10 protein-coding genes are annotated in these 17,213 nt (G+C 67.7%); 3 read left to right on the top strand and 7 right to left on the bottom strand.

Translation table 11 applies throughout. The annotated features are described in order from the left end of the window. Positions 1-43 precede the first annotated feature (43 nt). From IP68_RS05335 to IP68_RS05305, 7 genes are all read right to left on the bottom strand, one after another. On the bottom strand, positions 44-1,792 hold the full coding sequence (locus tag IP68_RS05335) for a ShlB/FhaC/HecB family hemolysin secretion/activation protein (RefSeq protein WP_156317955.1): 1,749 nt from the start codon (positions 1,790-1,792) through the stop codon (positions 44-46). Next, positions 1,789-4,542: a filamentous hemagglutinin N-terminal domain-containing protein gene (locus IP68_RS05330; RefSeq protein ID WP_054133940.1), complete on the bottom strand. Its 2,754-nt coding sequence runs from the start codon at positions 4,540-4,542 to the stop codon at positions 1,789-1,791. Before IP68_RS05330 ends, IP68_RS05335 begins: the two co-directional genes overlap by 4 nt. After that, the gene (locus tag IP68_RS05325; RefSeq protein WP_054133939.1) at positions 4,539-6,836 is read right to left on the bottom strand and encodes a CHAT domain-containing protein; all 2,298 of its coding nucleotides are present in this window, start codon (positions 6,834-6,836) and stop codon (positions 4,539-4,541) included. The genes IP68_RS05330 and IP68_RS05325 overlap by 4 nt, the downstream gene beginning before the upstream one ends. A gap of 84 nt (positions 6,837-6,920) precedes the next feature. Next, on the bottom strand, positions 6,921-9,533 hold the full coding sequence (mutS, locus tag IP68_RS05320) for a DNA mismatch repair protein MutS (RefSeq protein ID WP_054133938.1): 2,613 nt from the start codon (positions 9,531-9,533) through the stop codon (positions 6,921-6,923). A gap of 91 nt (positions 9,534-9,624) precedes the next feature. Then, a complete protein-coding gene (locus tag IP68_RS05315) occupies positions 9,625-11,247 on the bottom strand; it encodes a GMC family oxidoreductase (protein WP_054133937.1) in 1,623 nt (540 codons plus the stop codon). Between the two features lie 49 nt (positions 11,248-11,296). Beyond that, positions 11,297-12,238 carry a sterol desaturase family protein gene (locus IP68_RS05310; protein ID WP_054133936.1) on the bottom strand — a complete coding sequence of 314 codons (942 nt, stop codon included), beginning with the start codon at positions 12,236-12,238 and terminating at the stop codon, positions 11,297-11,299. 10 nt (positions 12,239-12,248) lie between these two features. Beyond that, complete coding sequence (locus IP68_RS05305; protein WP_054133935.1) at positions 12,249-12,629, bottom strand: hypothetical protein; 381 nt, start codon at positions 12,627-12,629, stop codon at positions 12,249-12,251. Between the two features lie 168 nt (positions 12,630-12,797). Here IP68_RS05305 and pheS point away from each other — a divergent pair, with 168 nt between their 5' ends. From pheS to IP68_RS05290, 3 genes are read left to right on the top strand one after another with little or no spacing between them, the layout of a single operon-like run. Further along, positions 12,798-13,889: a phenylalanine--tRNA ligase subunit alpha gene (gene pheS, locus IP68_RS05300; protein ID WP_054133934.1), complete on the top strand. Its 1,092-nt coding sequence runs from the start codon at positions 12,798-12,800 to the stop codon at positions 13,887-13,889. After that, the gene (pheT, locus tag IP68_RS05295) at positions 13,886-16,297 is read left to right on the top strand and encodes a phenylalanine--tRNA ligase subunit beta (protein WP_054133933.1); all 2,412 of its coding nucleotides are present in this window, start codon (positions 13,886-13,888) and stop codon (positions 16,295-16,297) included. The genes pheS and pheT overlap by 4 nt, the downstream gene beginning before the upstream one ends. Beyond that, the gene (locus tag IP68_RS05290; protein WP_054133932.1) at positions 16,290-17,171 is read left to right on the top strand and encodes an aldose 1-epimerase family protein; all 882 of its coding nucleotides are present in this window, start codon (positions 16,290-16,292) and stop codon (positions 17,169-17,171) included. The genes pheT and IP68_RS05290 overlap by 8 nt, the downstream gene beginning before the upstream one ends. Positions 17,172-17,213: the final 42 nt, after the last annotated feature.

The following is a 17,213-nucleotide window of genomic DNA, read 5'->3' as shown; positions in this document are numbered from 1 at the left end:
CGCTCTGGTAATGGTCCGCAGGCCAAGGTCAAGCCGCCGGTCCCTAAAACTCAAGGTTCCAGGCGAGCGCAAAGGACAGGCCATCGTCCTGGATGTCGCGGCTGCCAGTGACCGGCGCATCGATCAGCGCATGGCCATAGATTACGCGCGCGGTCAGCGAGGGCGCCGGGGTCCAGGCGAGCGCGGCGCCGATGCTGGCGAGCTCGCGCGGAACCGGCTGGAATGCGGCATCGGAATTGCGCGCCAGCGCGCCATCGGCAAAGATCGAGGGCGTGAAGCTGCCCCAGCGCAGCCCCAGCGGACCCCTCGCGCCCGAGCCCAGCATCAGTGGCCTCGCCAGCTCCACCGATCCGGTTAACCCCCGGTCGGCGAGCAGCAGGCTCTCGCGATAACCGCGCACGCTCTGGCTGCCGCCAGCGACGAAGCGCTCGCCGGCATAGAGCGCACCTTCGCCATATTGCCCGGCGAGCCGCGCGCGCAGCTCGAACCCGCTGCGGCCCAGACGGCGGGCGTGGCTGATCTGGCCCGACCAGCTGCGAAACCTTGGCGATGGAGCAACGATGCCGACGACGTCCGATCGGCTGCCCTCGATCCCCCGGGTGAAGCGGGCCTGCGCGATCCACACGGTGCCCGAGCTGCGCCGGGTCCATTCCGCGCCCAGCCGCAGCGCGGTGTATTCCGCAAGACCGCGCACCGATCCGGGGCTGAACGAAAAGGGCTGGCCAAGCAGGAAGGTGCGGGTCTCGCGGTGGATCAGCCCCGCGCGCAGCACCAGCGACTGCGCGCTGGTTTCCGCGCCGCCATCGATCGAGGCGGGCGACAGCGGACGCTGCCACACGGTGAGCCCGAAGCCGGCTTCGACAAACCAGTCGCGCGCGCGAATGTTGAGGTTGCGAAGCGGCGCATCGACCACCGCGGCGCGGTTGTACCCGCCGCGCACGTCGAGCGTGAGCGCAGGGTGGACGAACGGTGCGGAATAGTCCGCCAGCAGATCGGGGCGTCCGGCGGTGAGCCCGGCATCTAACGCGATCCGGTCGCCGGGCATCAGCGCGTTGCGTACCGCCAGCCCGGTGCCGAAGCGCAGACCCCCCACCGCGGGCGAGCGGCTGTTGGCGATGCTCGCCTGCACCGCAAAGCGCGGGGCGGGATCGACCAGCAGCGCCAATCGCGCCTCGCCGGGCCGGGTGCCGGGCTGCAGATCGGCCTTCACCGTCGCGATCGCATCATCGGCGGCGAGCGTGCGGAAATCGCGCTCGATGGCGAGGCCATTGAGCGGCCAGACGCGCGCCGAGGGCATACGCGCCAGCACATAGCGCGCGCTCAGTCCGCGCCGGTGTCCGTCCTGCCACTCCACGGCCACGCCCGCCTCACCCAACCGCCCCGCCACCAGCCGCAGCACCAGCGGCGATGCACCGGTCGAATCGGTCGCAGGGTCGATCAGCACGCCCGAATTGACAAAACCGTTGCGGACATAGGCCAGGCTGATCTGCTGGACGGCAGCGGCAATGCGGTCGAGCGGCGCCGGGGTTTCGATCAGCCCGTTGGCGATTACCTGCTCGCGCACCCACTGCCCGTCGAGCCGGTCGCCCTTGCGATAGCGGACCTGAAAGCCGCCAAAGTCGAGCCCATCGCTGTCCGTGGTCGCAATGGCGATAGCGCCAGGCTCGGCATGCACCTCGACCGCGCAGAAGGTGACGATCCCCGCATCGGCGGCCGATGCTGCCGCTGCGGGATCGCACGGCGGTACGACAGGCTGCGCGGCCTGCAGCGCGAGCGCCAGCGCGAGGGTCAACGGCATCCTCCGTCGGCGGCAGGCTCGGCACCTTCCAGCGCCAGCGGGCCGACGGCATCGATCGCAAGGCGGCTGACCGATCCGCTGCTGCGCGCCGCGCGGCACTGGCCCGCAAGCACGCCTGCGGCATCGCCGAAGCTGATATCAGGGGTGTCGATGCCGCTGCTGACATTGCCGACCTGGCTGTCGACCACCAGATCGCCATCGACCAGCAACAGATTGCTGTTGTCGGCCGAGCGGATGAAGAAATCGGTTGCGAGCTGGACGTTCGCGCCGCGCTGCTGCCCCAAAGCCTCGATCCGCCCGCCATCCGCGATCAGCGCATAGGGGCGGCTGATCGTGATCTGCCCGCCGGTGCCGGGGCCCGACGACGTGGCGATCGCCGCCGGGTTCGTTCCGCCCGCCAGCCTGAGGAGACCTGTTGAGGGCAATAGCAGGTCGATCTGTCCCGCCGCGCCAGCCAGCGAGCTGGTGGTGATCAGCCCGCCCGGCCCCAGAGTGATACGCGGCGCGGAAACCATGATGTTGCCCGCTGCGCCGCCGCCGGCTGCGCTGTTGGTGCTCGCCACCCGGCTGCCCATACCTGTGATGGTGATGCTGTCTTCCGCCACCAGCGCGACGCCGCCGGCGGTGGTGGCATTGGCCGATCCGGTGGTGACCTCCGCCCCGTCGGCCAGCGTGATCTGCCGCGCGATGAGCACCACGGTGCCCGCCTGGCCGGGCGCAAGGCCGCCCGCATCCGAGCTGATCCGGCTCCCGGCGCCGAGCAGGATGCGATCGGCGGCAACGGTGACGGCTCCCGCGTCGCCAAAGCCCTCGGTGGCGGTGGAGATGGTGCCGCCCGTCATGGTCAGCGTGTCGGCGACGGCGAGCGTGATGGTCCCCGCCCTGCCCGGACCCGGCACGATCCTCAGCACCGGATCGAGGTCGGGATCGGCCTCGAATTCCTCGCGCGATGGCGGAACCTGCAGCACCTGGGCCGAAGAGGTGATCTCCGCCTCGCCCGACATCGATATCCTGCCGGCCGTGATGGCGATGTCTCCGGCATTGCCCAGGCTAGCGCTGGAGGTCGTGATCGTGCTGCGACCGATCATCTCGAGGGAGTCCGTCATGATCGATATGCGGCCCGCAGAGCCGGTATAGTCACTCAGCCGAGTGAATTCCTGCGCGCGTGGCAACTCGGTCTGTGAGGAGATCGATGGCCCCCCCATGTCGTCGACCATCCGGATCGCGCCCGCGCGGATGGTGATCGAACCGGCATCGCCCAGCCCCTGGCTGACCGACTGGATCCCGCCGAAACCGGTCATGTCGAGCAATCCGCGTACCGTGATGTCGATAGATCCGGCGGCGGTGGAGCTGGCGGTGCCGGTGGAAACCAGCCCCAGACCAATTGCCATGGTGTCGGCGCGGATGGTGATGCTGCCCGGCCCCGATGCGGTGCTCGACTGGCTCTGCGCGAGGATCAACCCTGTGCTGTCGATCTCGATCCGGCCCGCATCGATAACGATGTTGCCCGTGGTGCCGGTGGGCATGGTGTCGCCGGTCGCCTGGAACAGCGTGGTCGACAGCAGGCCGATTTCGCTGATCTTCAGCAACCGCGCCCGGACGACGATATCCCCTACCGACTGGCCGGGTGCGGACAGGCCGGTCGCAGTCACGCTGCCGCCATCAATATGCACCAGATCGCCGTCGAGCAGGATCGTGCCCCCGCCGCCTGCCAGCATCGATTCGGTGCGGATCGCGCCTAGGCGGCGCACGATCAGCTCGCTGGCGCGAACCCAGATGTCGCCGCCGCGTTCGGCCAGCCCCGCCACGCCGCTGACGCGCAATTCGCCGCTCGCCAGATCGACCAGGTCGGCGCGCACGTCGATCGCGGGCCGTTCGCTGGCGCTAGTCGTCACCCCGATCTCGCTGAAGGTGTCGAGCCTTAGGCTGCCCGCGGCCAGCGCGACATGGCCGCCGGTGTCGATGAAGATACTGCTGTCGTCGAGATCGATGCGTCCGCCGCGCAGGCCCTGGTCGGGCGCTGCGGATATCCCGACATTGCCCCGCCCCTGCCCCACCGCGCGCAGCGCCAGCGTGCTCGCGGCAAGGCTTGCGCTGGCAAATGTGATGTCGCTGGCGCTCAGCGTCAGGCGGCCTGCCGCCACCCCCCGCGCCAGCCCGTCGCCCAGTTCGCCGGTGGCGAGGAAAGCGATCGGCTGGTTGTTTCCGCCCAGAAAACCGAAGCGCGCAGGGTCTGCCATGCTGAAGGTCGAGCCCGATGCGGTGCCTGATACCAGCACGGTACCGTCTGCAAAACCGAGCTGGTGCGCGGTCGAAAAATGCGCGGTGCCGCCGACATCGACGAACGCACCATCGCCGAAGACGATGCCCGCCGGGTTGATGAAGTAAAAATCCGCCCCCGGCATCGCGCTCGCATCGATCGTCCCGCCGATGAACGAGCGCTCGCCGCCGGTGACGCGGTTGATGACATTGCGGATGGTAGCTGAATCGCTCGCGCTCCAGCGTGCGATGTCGCCCGGGCCAAGGCTGAAGTGCGCAAAGCTGTGGAACAGGTTGTCGCCGGCGCGCACCCCGCCGCCGATCGTTGTGGTCGCGCCGTCGGTGGTGGCGGTTGTGCCGGTGCTGAGCGAGGGCAGCGTATCGGGGGCGATCGCGGTCTGCGCGGTCAACGCGTCCTGCGCCGCCACGGGCATCGCGCCCGCCGCGAGCGCCAGCGCCGCACTAGCGATCAGCCAGCGCCTCATCGCCAGCTCCCCACCAAAGTGAACGCGCTCCAGATGCCGGGATCGGCCCATTGCCCGTCGAGCCCCCGCGCCAGATCGACCTGCGCCATCTGCAGCGCACGAGCGCGGCCGACGCCCGCGCGATAATGCCTGTAGAACGCCTCCATCAGCGCCGCAGTCCCCGCATCATCGACCTCCCACAGCGATGCCAGCGCGCTCGACGCGCCCGCCTCGACCGCTGCGCCTGCCAGCCCCATCGCCTGGTCGTCATCGCCCACCGCGGTCTCGCATGCGCTGAGCACCAGCAGCTGCAGCGCTTCGCCGCGAAGCTGGTTGGCGCTCAGCATCGCGCGCAGATCCGGCAGCGTGATCGCCTCGCCATTGGCGACGATGAACGAGCGTTCGGTGCGGCCGTTGAACGCGGCATGCGTGGCCAGATGCAGCACGCTCGCCGGACGCCGCGCCAGCGCGCCTGCAAGCGATGCGCGGTTGAAATCGGTGAGCAGCACGCCGTCGCTGCCCGCCGCCATCGCCGCCTCCGCCGCGGTGCCCTCCAGCCTGCTGAACCGCCCGACGGCAAGCTCCATCTCCTTTTCCAGCGAGGCTGCGATGATCGACGGGTCGACATCGCGCCTGCCGGGCGCGGCAAAGCTGAGCGCGGGAACCACCGCAAGCTGCACCCGCTCCATCAGGAAGGTGCCGTTCGCATCCATCAGCGCGGCAAAGCTGATCTGGCGCAGCGCCCCATCGGGAACGATCACCAGCGTGCCGCCAGCCTGCAACTGGTCTGCGATCGGAGCGATCAGCGCCGCATAAAGCGCGCGCGATGCCGCCTCCCAGTCGCTGCTCTCGCCGCTCAGCGATGCCGTCATCCGCTGCGCGAGCGCGGTGATCTGGGCGCGGTTGATGCTGCGATCGGGCGGCATCCGGCGATAGCGGCGCTCGCCCGCCCCCGTGCTCTGACCGCCGGTAGCGTAGATAAGCTCGACCCGGTCTTCGAGCAGCAGCGGATAGAGCAATATCTCGCCCGGCAGCAGATCGGCGGGCGTCACCGGATTGCGCAGCGGCACGCATTCGGCGCCCAGGCTGTTCTGCAGTTCGGCCGAGCGATAGGCCTCTGCGATCCGCTGCGCCTGCCCCAGCGTGTTTGCGTCATCCCCCGCGAATGCGAGCGTGGTGGCGATCGCGCGCTCGAACACCGGGCGCACCACCAGATCGAACCGGCTTTCCTCGCTCAAGGGATCGACCGGCATCAGTACGGTGCGCACCCGCTCTAGGGCCCGATACGCGGCGAGCACATGCTCGCCTGCGCGTTCGGGCTCGGCATCGGCGAGGGTGAGCGTGTATTGTGGCAGATGCTGGGGCAGCGGCTGCTGGCTTTCGAGAAACACCGCCTTGCGTAGCGCCGCACGGGCTGCCGCACCCTCGCCGTGTGCCAGCGCGATCCGCCCCTGCAGCGCGGCAAGCGTGGCTGCATCACCCAATCCTGTCTGTACCAGATAGGCGTATGATTGTATGCTCTCACGAACCATATCGGTGTTGCACAGCCCCGCATCGCACGCCAGCATCAGCAGAGAGCGGAGCAGCGCAGCGCGTTCGGATGTGTCCGCGATACCGGCGGCCGAGCCGAGGCCCGTCGCCAGATGCGCGGCAACATCGGCCTTGCGCGCCTTTTCCAGCCGCGCCAGCCGCAGCGCGGAGAGCGCCGTCAGCCGCGCATCGCCTGCCAGCTCGGCGCGGTTGAGCGCACAGGCAAAGGCGGCCTCCAGCCTGCGGCCGCCTGCCTCGCCAATTGCTGCAGGATTACCGCATCCAGCCACGGCCCGTGTCTCGCCCGCGCGCCGGATTGCGTCGCCGCGCTTGCGCACGCCCGGCTGGCTGGGCGGCGCGCCACCGGCCTGGGCCAGCGCTGCCTCCCACGCGGCGCGCGCGGCGAGCGGAGCGTCGCCGGCCCGGTCCGCCAGCATCAGCGCGGTGCGCAGAAAATCCTGCGCGCGCGACTGGCTGCCCGATCGCGCGCGGCGCATCGCCTCGCCCGCGACGAGGCAATATTCCGCGATCTGCCGGGTGTCGGAGGCCGCCTGCGTTGAAGGATCCGCCGCAACGCCGAGCAGCAGCGCGAGCGCCGCATCCGCGCCATCCGCGCCGCCGCGCATCAGCGTTCGGGCCCGGTCGGTCTGCTCTGGCAACGCAAGGGCAGCACCGGCGGCAGGCGCTGCGGCCTCGCACAGCGCGATCACCTGCGGGACGGAGGGCGCAACCTCTCCCGCACCGCCCAGCGCAGCCACCATCATCCATGTCTGCAAGATCGCCATCGCGCGTGTGCCCTCAACCCGTTGCAGAATAACCGGTTTTACAAATGGTGAGAACGGCCAATTTCGCGGCGGCTGCGCCAGCCTTTATGACCCAAGCAATCCCTTGAGCCGGTACAGCGCCTCCAGCGCATCGCGCGGGCTGAGATTGTCGACATCGATCCCCGCCAGCGCCTCGCGCAGCGCATCGACCGGTTCGGGCTCCTTGGCGAGAGCAGCGGCAAACAGCGGCAGATCGTCGAGCCCCGCGGCCAGCCCCCCGGTCGCCTGACGCCCGGCCTCAAGCTTGGCCAGCACCGATTTTGCGCGCGCGACTACCACCGGTGGCACGCCTGCCAGCTTGGCGACGGCGAGGCCATAGCTGCGATCGGCAGGGCCATCGGCCAGCTCGTGCAGCAGCACCAGATCGCCCTTCCACTCGCGTGCGCGGACATGGTGCAGCGACAGCGCGTCGAGCCGGTCGGTCAGCCGGGTGAGCTCGTGATAGTGCGTCGCGAACAGGCAGCGGCAGCGGTTGGTGTCATGCACCGCTTCGGCAATCGCCCATGCGAGCGCGAGGCCATCGTAAGTCGAGGTGCCGCGCCCGACCTCGTCGAGGATGACGAACGAGCGTTCGGTCGCCTGGGAGAGGATGGCGGCGGTCTCGACCATCTCGACCATGAAGGTCGAGCGCCCGCGCGCCAGATTGTCCGATGCGCCCACCCGGCTGAACAGTCGGTCGACGATACCGACCCGCGCCGAGCGCGCAGGAACGAACGCGCCTGCCTGCGCGAGCAGCACGATCAGCGCGGTTTGGCGCAGGAAGGTCGACTTGCCGCCCATATTGGGGCCGGAGACCAGCCAGAGCCGGTCGCGCTCGGACAGCGCGCAATCATTGGCGACGAACGCCTGGCCCTGCTTGCGCAACGCCGCCTCGACCACAGGATGGCGTCCGGCTTGGATCGCGATGCACGGTTCCTGCGTCAGTTCAGGGCAGGCATAATCGCCTTCTGCGGCCATCGCGGCGTGGCCGGCTGCGACATCGATCCGCGCAAGCGCGGCTGCGGTGCGGGCAATCGCGTCGCGGGATGTGACCACCTCCTCGCACAGCGCTTCGAAATGCGCTTCCTCTGCCGCCAGCGCATGACCGCCCGCCTGCGCGATGCGCATCGCCTCGTCGTGCAGCGCGGGGGAATTGAACCGCACCGCGCCCGCCATCGTCTGGCGGTGGGCAAAGCCGCTGTCGGGCTTCATCAGCGCATCCGCGCGCGCGGCGGGAACCTCGATGAAATAGCCGAGCACCGCGTTGTGGCGGATCTTGAGCGCCTGCACGCCGGTCGCCGCCTTGTAGTCCGCCTCGAGCGCGGCAATCGCGCGGCGAGCGTTGCCCGAGGTGTCGCGCAGCGCATCGAGCGCCGCGTCATAGCCGCGCGCGACATAGCCGCCCTGGCCGCGCTCGGTCGGCGGGCTCTCGACCAAAGCGCGCTGCAGATGCTCGACCAGCGCGCCATGGCCCTGCATGTCGGGTAGCAGTGCCTTGAGCAACGGCGGCAGGTCATCGCCGCGCGCCAGCCGCTCGCGCAGCGTCCGCGCGGCGCTCAGGCCATCGCGCAATTGGCCCAGATCGCGGGGGGAGCCGCGTCCCGCCACCACCCGGCCCAGCGCGCGCGCCAGATCGGGAATCGCCTTCAACGCATCGCGCACGCCGTCGCGGCGCAGCGAATCCTCGTGAAACCATTGCACCAGTGCCAGCCGGTCGCGGATCGCGGCGATGTCGGTGAGCGGCGCGCCCAGATCGCTGGCGAGCAGCCGTGCGCCTGCGCCGGTAACGGTGCGGTCGATCGCATGCACCAGCGACCCTGCGCGCCCGCCCTGCTGGCTGGTGAGAATCTCGAGGCTTTCGCGCGTTGCCGCGTCAACCGCCATATGCTGCGCAACCTCGTGCCGCCGCGGCGGGGCAAGGAACGGCATATTGCCCCGCGAGACATGCTCGAGATAGGCCATCAGACCGCCCGCTGCTGCGAGCTCCGCGCGGCTGAAGCTGCCGAAGCCATCGAGCGTTGCGACGCCGAAATGTGCCTTGAGCCGCCGTTCGCCTTCGATGCTGCTGAATGCGCCCGAGGGCCGCAGGATGGCATCATCGGTGAACGGGTCGGTGCGGTCGGACTGGATGAGTTCGCTTGCGGAAAGCCGCGCGATCTCCGCGGACAGATCGTCGGCGCTCGCCTGCATCAGCTCGAACCTGCCGGTCGAGATATCGCACATCGCCAGGCCATAGCCGCCCTCGGCGCTGGCCAATGCGACCAGCCGGTTTTCGCTGCGCGAATCGAGCAAGGATTCCTCGGTCAGCGTGCCAGCGGTGACGAAGCGGACGATCGCGCGCGCGACCAAAGCCTTCGATCCGGCACGCGCCTTGGCCTCGGCGGGCGTTTCGGTCTGTTCGGCAATCGCGACGCGGTGGCCAGCCTTGATCAGCCGTGCGAGGTATCCCTCGGCGCTGTGCACGGGCACACCGCACATCGGCACCGGATCCCCGCCATGCGCCCCGCGCGAAGTCAGCGCGATATCGAGCGTTGCCGCCGCCGCCTTGGCATCATCGAAGAAAAGCTCGAAGAAATCGCCCATCCGATAGAACAACAGGCAATCGGGCGCCTCGGCCTTGAGCGCATGATATTGCGCCATCATCGGCGTGGGGGCGCTGTCGGAGGGAGGTTGGCTCATCCCGGTTCAACTAGCCGAGAGGGTGTTCAGGTGGAAGGGCGAAGTCTTCTTTAAATCCTCCCCCAGCGAGCTGGGGGAGGATCTGATCGCCTTACGCAGCCACCATTGCCCCCACCTTCAGATCCTCCGCGACAAACGCAGCGCAGCGTTCGCCGATCATGATGCTGGGCGCGTTGGTGTTGCCGCTGACGATCTTGGGCATGATGCTGGCGTCGGCGACATACAGCCCCTCGACCCCGCGCAGCTTGAGCCTGGGATCGACCACGCTGGCCTCGTCCGAACCCATGCGGCAAGTGCCGACCGGGTGATAGACGGTGTCGGCGCGGTTGCGGATCAGGGTGTCGAGCGCCGCGTCGTTATACAGATCCACCGGATGGCGATCGACCGGGTTGTAATCCGACATCGGCGGGGTTTCGAAGATGCGGTGCATGAAGCGAACGCCTTCGCGCAGTACCGCCATGTCGCGGTCGTCGGCGAGGAAATTGGGATCGATCCGCGGCGGGGCTGCGGGGTCGGCGCTGTTCAGCGTCACCGTGCCCTTGCTCTCGGGGCGCAGCACGCAGGCGTGGCACGAAAAGCCGTGGCCCTTCACATTCTCGCGGCCATGGTCCTCGAGCACTGCGGGGACGAAGTGGAACTGCACGTCGGGCGCTGGCGCATCGGGCATCACCTTCCAGAAACCCCCGGCTTCGGCCCAGCAGGTGGTGAGGATGCCGGTGCGCTTGCGGCGATGTTCCACCACCGCGCGTGCCATGCGCATCGTCCCGGCGAGCGAGCTGCCAAAGCTGTCGTTCGACTTGGTGGCAAAGCCCGAGACATAGTCGATATGGTCCTGCAGGTTCGCGCCCACCTCGGCGCGGTCGGCGAGCACCGGGATACCGTGCTGCCTGAGCATGGCCGCAGGGCCTATCCCCGACAATTGCAGGATCTGCGGCGACCCGAAAGCGCCGGCCGACAGCACGACTGCGCCGCGCGCGAACACCTGCACCACCTTGCCGGCGCGCTCATATTCCACCCCGCGTGCGCGGCCATCCTGGATGATGATCCGGCGAACCAGCGCGTGGGTTCGCACGTCCAGATTGGCGCGATCCCGGGCGGGCTCGACATAAGCGCGCGAGGCGCTCCAGCGTTCGCCATCCTTCTGCGTGGTCTGGTAGATGCCGAAGCCTTCCTGCCTGGCCCCGTTGAAATCGGAGTTGAGCGGAAGCTGCAGCCGACGCGCCGCCTCGACAAAGGCGTGGCTGCCGGGGTTGGCCCATTTCTGGTCGACCACCGACAGCGGGCCATCCCCGCCATGATGCGCGTCGAACTCCTTGGACGACCCGGCGCGGGAATTGCCTTCGGACTTGCGGAACCAGGGCAGCACATCCTTGTGGCTCCAGCCGGTTGCACCCAGCGTTTCCCAATTGTCGTAATCCCAGGCGTTGCCGCGGATATAGACCATCGCGTTGATCGCCGACGATCCGCCCAACCCGCGCCCGCGCGGCTGATAGCCGGTGCGCCCGTTGAGGCCCGGCTGGGGGACGGTATCGAACTTCCAGTTGGTGTTGGCAGGGAGGAAAGGCATGAACCCGGGGGTCTTGACCCGCACCCCATTGTTGCGACCGCCAGCCTCGATCAGGCAGACCGACAGCGAAGCGTCCTCGCTCAGCCGCCCGGCAACCGCGCACCCGGCGGACCCGCCACCGATGACGATGATGTCAAATTCGTTCATGCTCTCTCCTTTGGGGCTCTTTTTTGTCGGCCCTCTCGATTCAGGTCATTCACTCGGCAGGGGTCAGGCTCCCACCGGGATAGGGTTCGCCCGGATCGTTGCGCCGCTGCTGGCGCGCGGCCCAGGCCGATTTGATCGTATCGCTGGTCTCGCGGCTGCCATCATGGCTCCAGCCCGGAGGGCGCAGCAGATAATTGAGCTTGTTGCCAATCCCCGGCGCGCTCCACATGTCGCGGGCGATGGCGATCCATTCATGGAACGCTGCCCACAGCACGTTGAAGCTGCCCAGCTGCTTGACGATGCCATAATGGATCGGCTCATCGTCGCGCTCGGGCACGAAGGTGCCGAACATCCTGTCCCAGATGATGAAGACCCCGGCGTAGTTCGAATCGAGATAGCGCGGGTTGATCGCGTGGTGGACGCGGTGGTGCGAAGGCGTGTTCATCACCGCCTCGAACCAGCTTGGCATCCGCTTGACCGCCTCGGTGTGGATCCAGAACTGATAGATGAGGTTCAATCCGCCGCAGAACGCCACCATCAGAGGATGGAAACCCAGCCAGAACAAAGGCAGTCCGATCAGCAATCCGGGGGTGAAGAATCCGGTCCAGGTCTGCCGAAGCGCGGTCGAAAGGTTATAATGCTGGCTCGAATGGTGGATGACATGCGCCGCCCACATCCAGCGGACGCGGTGAGCCAGCCGGTGCGACCAGTAATAGGCGAAATCGTCGAGCACGAACGCGACCGGCCACGCCCACCACACCCAGCCGATGTCGAAAATGCGGTGTGCGTAAACCTGAAACGCGATCAGCAGCGCAAGCCCGCCGGTCAGCGCACCGGCGACCGTGCTGCCCAGCCCCAGCGCCAGCGATGTCAGCGTGTCGCGCGGCTCATAGGCTCTACGGTCGCGCCGCCGCACCCACCATATCTCGATCAGGATCAGCAGCACGAATGCCGGGATCGCGAGCTCGGTCGGGTTGGGCAGATCGGCCATGGACGCCTGCTTACATCATTGTCAGCAGCTTGTCTTCATCCTGTTTCGAAAGGCTGAGTGAAACATGTCCGAAGCGCGGATCGCCGGTTTCCACCTTCCACCCCCCGCTGCAACGGTGCGCACGCAAGGGCTTTGCGAGCACCCGCCCGGCGCAATGTGCGCCGTGCCGCTTCAGCAGGACGATGCGCCCGTCGGTGCCTTCGATCAGCGCTGCCTCGCCATCGCCTGACATCAGCACCGGCCCCGATTCGAACCCCGCGATCTGCTCCTCGGCAATCCGCGCGGCGTCGGCAACGTCGCCGATCCGGTTCTCGCCCAGTTGAAGCAGCCAGACCAGTCCCGCAACCGCAAGGATTGCAGCCAGCGATGCGAACAGCAGCATCAGGTTCATCGGCGATCGTCCCCCAACCGTGGCCGGGTCTGTGCCCGGTCCTCGCCGCGATGATAGCACCTTGCGCGGCCTCATGAAAAGCACGCCACGCACCGGCAGGGGTTGATTTGTGGCGGGCCCCGTGACTACGGCTCGCGCACGGAATTTGACAGATGGGAAAATCACACCGTGGCCGACGTTGAACAGTTGCAGCAGGACTATCTGGCGCAGATCGCCGGCGCAGACCTTGCGGGCCTCGAAGAGATCCGCATCGCCGCTTTGGGCAAGCAGGGCGCGATCTCCGGGCTGCTCAAGACGCTCGGGGCGATGAGCGCCGAGGAGCGGCAGGAACAGGGCCCGCGGATCAACGGCGCGCGCGAGGCGGTGACCACCGCAATCGCCGCACGCAAGGACGCTCTGGAGAGCGCAGCGCTCAACGCCCGCCTTGCCGCCGAAGCCATCGACCTCACACTGCCCGCCGCCGCCACGCCGCAGGGTTCGGTGCACCCGGTCAGCCAGGTGATGGACGAGCTTGCCGAGATCTTCGCCGACCTCGGCTTTGCTGTCGCCACCGGGCCCGAGATCGAGTCGGGCTGGTACAATTTCACCGCGCTCAACATGCCAGAGACGCATCCGGCGCGCGCGATGCACGACACCTTCTACTTCCCCGACCGCAACGCTGCGGGCGAGGAGATGCTGCTGCGCACGCATACCTCGCCGGTGCAGATCCGCACGATGATGGCGCAGAAGCCGCCGATCCGCATTATCGCGCCAGGCCGCACCTATCGCAGCGATTCGGACGCGACCCACACCCCGATGTTCCATCAGGTCGAAGGCCTCGTCATCGACAAGGGCATCACCATGGCGCACCTCAAATGGACGCTCGAGACCTTCGTGAAGGCGTTCTTCGAGCGCGACGACATCGTGCTGCGGCTGCGCCCGAGCTATTTCCCGTTCACCGAGCCTTCCGCCGAGGTCGATGTCGGCTTCACGGTCGAAAAGGGCAAGCGGGTGATCGGTGGTGATCCTACAGGCCCCAATGGCGGCTGGATGGAGATCCTGGGTAGCGGCATGGTCAACCCCAAGGTGATCGAGCATTGCGGGCTGGACCCCGACGAGTGGCAGGGCTTTGCCTTTGGCTGCGGCATCGACCGGCTGGCGATGCTCAAATACGGCATGGACGACCTGCGCGCGTTCTTTGACGGCGATCTGCGTTGGCTGAAGCATTACGGCTTCTCCTCGCTGGATGTCCCCACTTTGAGCGGAGGAGTGAGCGCATGAAGTTCACGCTGAGCTGGCTGAAAGAGCATCTCGATACCGATGCGAGCCTCACCGAAATCACCGACCGGCTGACCGCCATCGGGCTGGAACTCGAAGGCGTGGAAAACCCCGCCGACGTGCTGCGCCCGTTCAAGGTCGCGCGCGTCATCGAGGCCGGGCCCCACCCCAATGCGGACAAGCTGCGGCTGCTCAAGGTCGATGACGGGTCGGGCACGCCCTGGCAGGTCGTCTGCGGCGCGCCCAATGCGCGTCAGGGCCTCGTCGGGGTGTTCGGGCCTCCCGGGACCTATGTCCCCGGCCCCGCCTTCACATTGAAGCCCGCGAAAATCCGCGATGTCGAAAGCTTCGGCATGATGTGCTCGTACCGCGAACTCGAAATGGGTGAGGATCACGACGGCATCATCGAACTGCCCGAAGACGCGCCGGTCGGCACCAGCTTTGCCGATTACGCCGGACTCGACGATCCGGTGATCGATGTTTCGGTGACGCCCAACAAGCAGGATTGCATGGGCGTGCGCGGCATCGCGCGTGACCTTGCGGCGTCGGGGATCGGCACATTGAAGCCCTTGGTTATCGCCGATGTGGCGCGCGTGGGCGCAGGGCCCGATGTGCGCACCGAGGATGCGGACGGTTGCCCGGCATTCTACGGCTGCACCGTCAAGGGCGTCACCAATGGCGTCGCACCCGACTGGATGCAGGCGCGGCTGAAGGCCGTGGGGCAGAAGCCGATCTCGACGCTGGTCGATATCACCAACTATGTGATGATCGATCTGGGCCGCCCGCTGCACGTCTATGACATGAGCACGCTCTCGGGCGGGCTGGTCGCGCGCAAGGCGAAGGACGGCGAAGAGGTGCTCGCGCTCAACGGCAAGACCTACACGCTGGATGCCAGCATGACCGTGATCGCCGACGCGGCCCAAGTCCACGATATCGGCGGGATCATGGGCGGCGAACATTCGGGCGTCGCCGAGACCACGACCGACGTGCTCATCGAGTGCGCCTATTTCGACCCCGAGCATATCGCGCGCACCGGGCAGAAGCTGATGCTGACCTCTGACGCGCGCCAGCGTTTCGAGCGCGGGGTGGACCCTGCGTTTCTCGACGATGGGCTGGCGATTGCCACCGCCTATGTCACGCAATTGTGCGGCGGCACGGCGAGCGAGATCACCCGCGCCGGGGCTGCTCCGGCTGAGCCGCGCACGGTATCCTACGACCCGGCCTATTGCGCCGCGCTCGGCGGCATCGATGTGGCGGCGGACGAGCAGAAGGCGATCCTCAAGCGCCTGGGCTTCGGTATCGACAGCAGCGCTACCCCGTGGACCATCACCGTCCCGACATGGCGGCGCGATGTCGCAGGCAAGGCGGACATCGTCGAGGAAGTGGTGCGGATCACCGGGATCGATGCGATCCCCTCGACCCCGCTGCCGCGCCCGCCCGGTGTCGCCAGGCCCACCGCCAGCCCCGCGCAGCTGCAGGAGCGGCGCGTGCGCCGTCTGGCGGCGGCGCGCGGGCTCAACGAGGCGGTCAACTGGTCGTTCATTTCGGAAAAAGAGGCCGCACCCTTCGGCGGCGGCGACTGGACGCTCGCCAACCCGATCAGCGAAGACCTCAAGGTCATGCGGCCCTCATTGCTTCCCGGCTTGCTCTCTGCCGCCAAGCGTAACCTTGATCGCGGCGCGGGCTCGGTGCGGCTGTTCGAGATCGGACGGCGCTATTTCAAGGCAGAGGACGGCACCAGCATCGAGCGCGCGACGCTCGGCATTGTGCTTGCGGGCGACAAGATCAGCCGCGACTGGCGTGGCGGCAAGGCGCAGGCCTTCACCGCTCATGACGTCAAGGCCGAAGTGCTCGCGCTGCTCGATGCGGCGGGCGCGCCAGCCGCCAAGCTGATGGACTTTGCACCCGATAGCGCAGGGCCGGGCGATCACTATCACCCCGGCCAGGCGGCGACACTGCGGCTTGGGCCCAAGAACGTGCTCGCCGCCTATGGCACGCTGCACCCCGGAACCGCCAAAGCCTTCGGCTTCAAGCCGGTGCACGGGGCGGTGATGGTCGCCGAATTGTTCCTCGACGGGATTCCGCTCAAACCGCGCGGTTCTGCGATGCGCGAGGCCTTCGCGCCCCCCGCGCTGCAGGCCGTGACCCGCGACTTCGCGTTCCTCGTCGATGCTGGCGTGCCGGCGGGTGATCTGGTGCGCGCAGTCAAAGGCGCGGACAAGAAGCACATCACCGATGCCCGCGTGTTCGACAGCTTCGCAGGCGCCGGCGTGCCCGAAGGCAAGCTCTCACTCGCGATCGAGGTAACGCTGCAGCCGGTGGACAAGAGCTTTGCCGACGAGGAGCTGAAAGCCATTGCCGACGCGATCGTCAAGGCGGCGGCGAAACTCGGGGCGGAGCTGCGTGGCTGATCTGGTTTCCCTCCGCTCGGACACGCTGACCGCCACCATCGCCCCGCTGGGCGCGGAGCTTTGGTCGCTGGCCGATGCGAAGGGCCGCCAGCTGATGACCGATGCGGACCCGGCGTTCTGGACGGGACGTGCGCCCTTGCTGTTCCCGATCGTCGGTGCGCTGGCAGGGGACCGGTACCGGCTGGACGGGCAGACCTATGCGATGGCCAAGCACGGCTTTGCCCGGCGGTCGGAGTTTGCGCTGCTCGAGGCGGACGCGCAAAACGCACTCTTCCGGCTGGAGGCCAGCGAGGCGACGCGCGCGCACTATCCGTTCGATTTCAGGCTCGACATGCACTTTGCGCTCGAAGGCGCGACGCTGGCGATGACCGCGACGGTCAGCAATCAGGGCGATGTGCCGATGCCGTTCAGCTTCGGCTATCACCCCGCCTTCGCCTGGCCTTTGCCTTTTGGCGGCGCGGCGGAGGATCACCGCGTGGTGTTCGAACGCGACGAGCCCGCGCCCATCCGGCGGCTGGATCTGGCGACGGGTCTGGTCTTGCCCGAAACGCAGCCCAGCCCGGTGGTGGGCAACATCTACGCGCCCACTCACTCCGATTTCGAAGCCGATGCGCTGATCTGGGACCAGCTCGCCAGCCGATCGCTCATATATGGCGTCCCCGGCCAGCCGCGCCTGCGCATCGATTTCCCCGATACGCCGATGCTGGGAATCTGGCAGAAGCCCGGTGCGCGCTATCTGTGCATCGAACCTTGGGCCGGGATTGCCGACCCGCTCGGTTTCTCTGGCGATTTCACGCAAAAGCCCGGGGTGATGACGCTCGCCGCGAACGCACAGCAGCGTTTGCGGATGGATGTGACGCTGCTAGAGAGCTAGCCGTCCCCCACGGTCCCCTGCGAAGGCAGGGGCCCATCACCG

It is taken from the genome of Blastomonas sp. AAP25, assembly GCF_001295965.1.
Classification (GTDB): Bacteria; Pseudomonadota; Alphaproteobacteria; order Sphingomonadales; family Sphingomonadaceae; genus Blastomonas; species Blastomonas fulva.
This window is presented reverse-complemented; position numbering and strand designations above follow the sequence as displayed.